Here is a 2,688-nt window from a genome sequence, read left to right on the forward strand (position 1 = left end):
CGGCGCCGCGGCGCCGCCTCGTCAGCTGTTGATCAACCAGATGGTGCCGTTTAGCACCAGCGCGAAACTCACCCACAGGATCATCGGCAGCTGCAGGTAGCCGGCCAGGGGACGCACGCGGCCAAAACGCAGCGTCATCCAGACCAGCACGCCCCAGAGCAGCGAAATATCGAGGAAGGCCAGCGCCGGCGACTTCAGCCCAAAGAACAGCGGCGTCCAGGCCAGGTTGAGCGCGGCCATCAGGCCGAAGGCCAGCCACGCTTTCGGACGTTCGGCATCGGCCGATGGCCCGGGCTCGCGGCTGACCAGCCAGGCGCCGATCGCCAGCAGCACGTAAAGCGTCGTCCACACCGGGCCGAACAGCCACGAGGGTGGGTTCCAGCTGGGTTTGCCCAGTCCCTGGAACCACTCGCCGGGCGGGAACAGCACGCCCACCGACGCGCCGGCGGCCAGCACGATGACCAGCCAGGCAAGCAGCGCGACGCCGTCGCGCCAGTGCACCGGCCACGCGGGTGGGCTGGTGATGGCGGCGGGCAAGGCCGGGCGGGTTGGTCGTTGGTAGCGCACTAACCGGGTACTCCGTTGTCCGTGGCTCAAAGCCCGTAGGCCTTGCGCTTGCGATAGAGGGTGGAACCGTCGATGCCCAGCGTGCGGGCGGCGGCTTCGAGCGTATCGGCGCTGGCCATGACGGCTTCGATGTGCGCGCGCTCGAGGGTGTCGATCGATACCGGCGCGCCGACCGCGATGCCACCGGTGCTGTCGGCGGCGACGGGTTCGCCGCCCAGGGCCAGGTGTTCGGGGCCGATGTCCTCGCGGGGGCACAGGATCACCGCACGTTCGATCACGTTCTGCAATTCGCGCACGTTGCCCGGCCAGGCGTAGGCCTGCATGCGGGCCAGGGCCTTGTCGGAAAGCCGGCGTGCCGGCAGGTGGTAGCTGTCGGCGTAGCGGCGCACGAAGCCGTTGGCCAGGCCGGCCAGGTCCTCGCGCCGGTCGCGCAGCGGCGGCAGCACCAGGCTGATCACGTTCAGTCGGTAGAGCAGGTCGAGCCGGAAGCTGTTGTCGCGCACCATCGCTTCGAGGTCGCGGTTGGTGGCCGAGATGATGCGCACGTCGGCGCGGCGGGTATCGGGTTCGCCGATGCGTTCGTATTGTTTGTCCTGCACGAAGCGCAGCAGCTTGGGCTGCAGGGCCAGCGGGAAGTCGCCGACCTCGTCCAGGAACAATGTGCCGCCGTCGGCGTGGCTGACGCGGCCCTGGGTGCTTTGCGTGGCGCCGGTGAACGAGCCCTTGGCGTGGCCGAAGAGTTCGCTTTCAAGCAGTTCCGCCGACAGCGACGGGCAGTTCACCGTGGCCATGGGCCGTGCCGAACGCTGGCTCCAGCCGTGGATGGCGTTGGCCAGCACGCCCTTGCCGGTGCCCGATTCACCCAGCAGCAGCAGGTTGGCATCGGTGCGCGCGACCTGGCGGGCGACGGCCAGCACTTCGGCCATGGCCGGGCTTTTTGATTCCAGCGATGCGTCCTGTGGGGGCTGCTGGCGTTCCAGGGTTTCCAGGCGACTCAGCAGGTCCAGGGTGTCGAGCTGGCGCGCGACTGCGATGCGCAGCTGCGCCGGCGAGCAGGGCTTGACCAGGTAGTCGGCGGCGCCATCGGCGATCGCGCGCACCGCGTCGTCCACGTGCGCGTGGGCGGTGACCATGATCACGCGCAGTCCCGGCGCGAGTTCGCGCAGGCGCGGCAATGCGTCCAGGCCCGATTCGCCGGCGATATCGCGATCGAGCAGGCAGACGTGGAAGGGCTGGCTGGCCGCCAGTTTCAGCCCCTCCTGCAGGCGCGTGGCCGTGCTGACGCGATAGCCGGCGTCTTCCAGGCACAGGCTGAAGTTCTGCAGCAGCCCGGGGTCGTCGTCGATGGCCAGGATCCGCCCCTGGGGGGCGGCGGGAGGGTTGCTCACGGTGGACTCCAAAGGGTCTGGAAAGTAGTTAGCAAGGGGCGTGCCACTTGCCATGCCATTGATTTTGCAGTGCTTATTTCAACGGAGTCGGGCAAATAGTTGCAATTTGCATCCATACTGCGCAGGCACAGTGCATTTTGCAAACCGGCCGCTGCCGCTAAACTGGCGGCCTTTCCAAGCAGGCAGTCCCCATGAGCAACACCCCGCCCGACCGTCTCTGCGTGAACCCGCGCAGCCCCTTCTACGACGAAGCCCTGCTCGAGCGCGGCATCGGCGTGCGCTTCAACGGCGTCGAGCGCACCAACGTCGAGGAGTACTGCATTTCCGAAGGCTGGGTGCGGCTGCCGGTGGGCAAGTCGCTCGACCGCCACGGCAATGCGATGACGATGAAGGCCAAGGGCACGGTCGAAGTCTGGTTCCTGGACGCCCCGCCGGCGGCGTGACGCCCACCCGGGACCGCCTCGACGCCGTCTACGACGCCCTGGTCGGCGACGAGGACGGCCGCGTCTGCAAGGACATCCCGGACAGCGCCTGCACCCGCCTGCCGGGCAACTTCTTTCGCCAGCTCGGGGCCATGGCGCTGACCAAACTCGGCGACGCGCTGGCCAGCCCGAAGACAACGCTGGCCTGGACCCTGGGCGCGCTGGGCGCACCGGCGTGGATGGTCGGCCTGCTGGTGCCGATCCGCGAATCGGGCTCGATGCTGCCGCAGCTCTTCATCGCCGCGCGCGTG

The 2,688-nt window shown here is 68.5% G+C and carries 4 protein-coding genes; 2 read left to right on the forward strand and 2 right to left on the reverse strand.

Annotated features, from left to right (window positions below; all coding sequences use genetic code 11):
* Positions 1-21: 21 nt before the first annotated feature.
* Together AACZ35_RS13805 and AACZ35_RS13810 are read right to left on the reverse strand one after the other, a co-directional pair.
* On the reverse strand, positions 22-537 hold the full coding sequence (locus AACZ35_RS13805) for a TspO/MBR family protein (RefSeq protein WP_339830265.1): 516 nt from the start codon (positions 535-537) through the stop codon (positions 22-24).
* A 56-nt stretch (positions 538-593) separates the two neighbouring features.
* Entirely contained in the window at positions 594-1,955 is a 1,362-nt protein-coding gene (locus AACZ35_RS13810; RefSeq protein WP_339830267.1) for a sigma-54 dependent transcriptional regulator, read from the reverse strand.
* 191 nt (positions 1,956-2,146) lie between these two features.
* Here AACZ35_RS13810 and AACZ35_RS13815 point away from each other — a divergent pair, with 191 nt between their 5' ends.
* Both AACZ35_RS13815 and AACZ35_RS13820 read left to right on the forward strand, forming a co-directional pair.
* Positions 2,147-2,398 (forward strand): DUF3297 family protein, encoded by a 252-nt coding sequence (locus AACZ35_RS13815; protein WP_339830269.1) that lies wholly within the window; start codon positions 2,147-2,149, stop codon positions 2,396-2,398.
* Positions 2,395-2,688 (forward strand): hypothetical protein (locus AACZ35_RS13820; protein ID WP_339830271.1); only part of this gene is annotated, 294 nt, incomplete at its 3' end. The genes AACZ35_RS13815 and AACZ35_RS13820, both read left to right, overlap by 4 nt.

The organism is uncultured Arenimonas sp., assembly GCF_963976025.1.
Classification (GTDB): Bacteria; Pseudomonadota; Gammaproteobacteria; order Xanthomonadales; family Xanthomonadaceae; genus Arenimonas.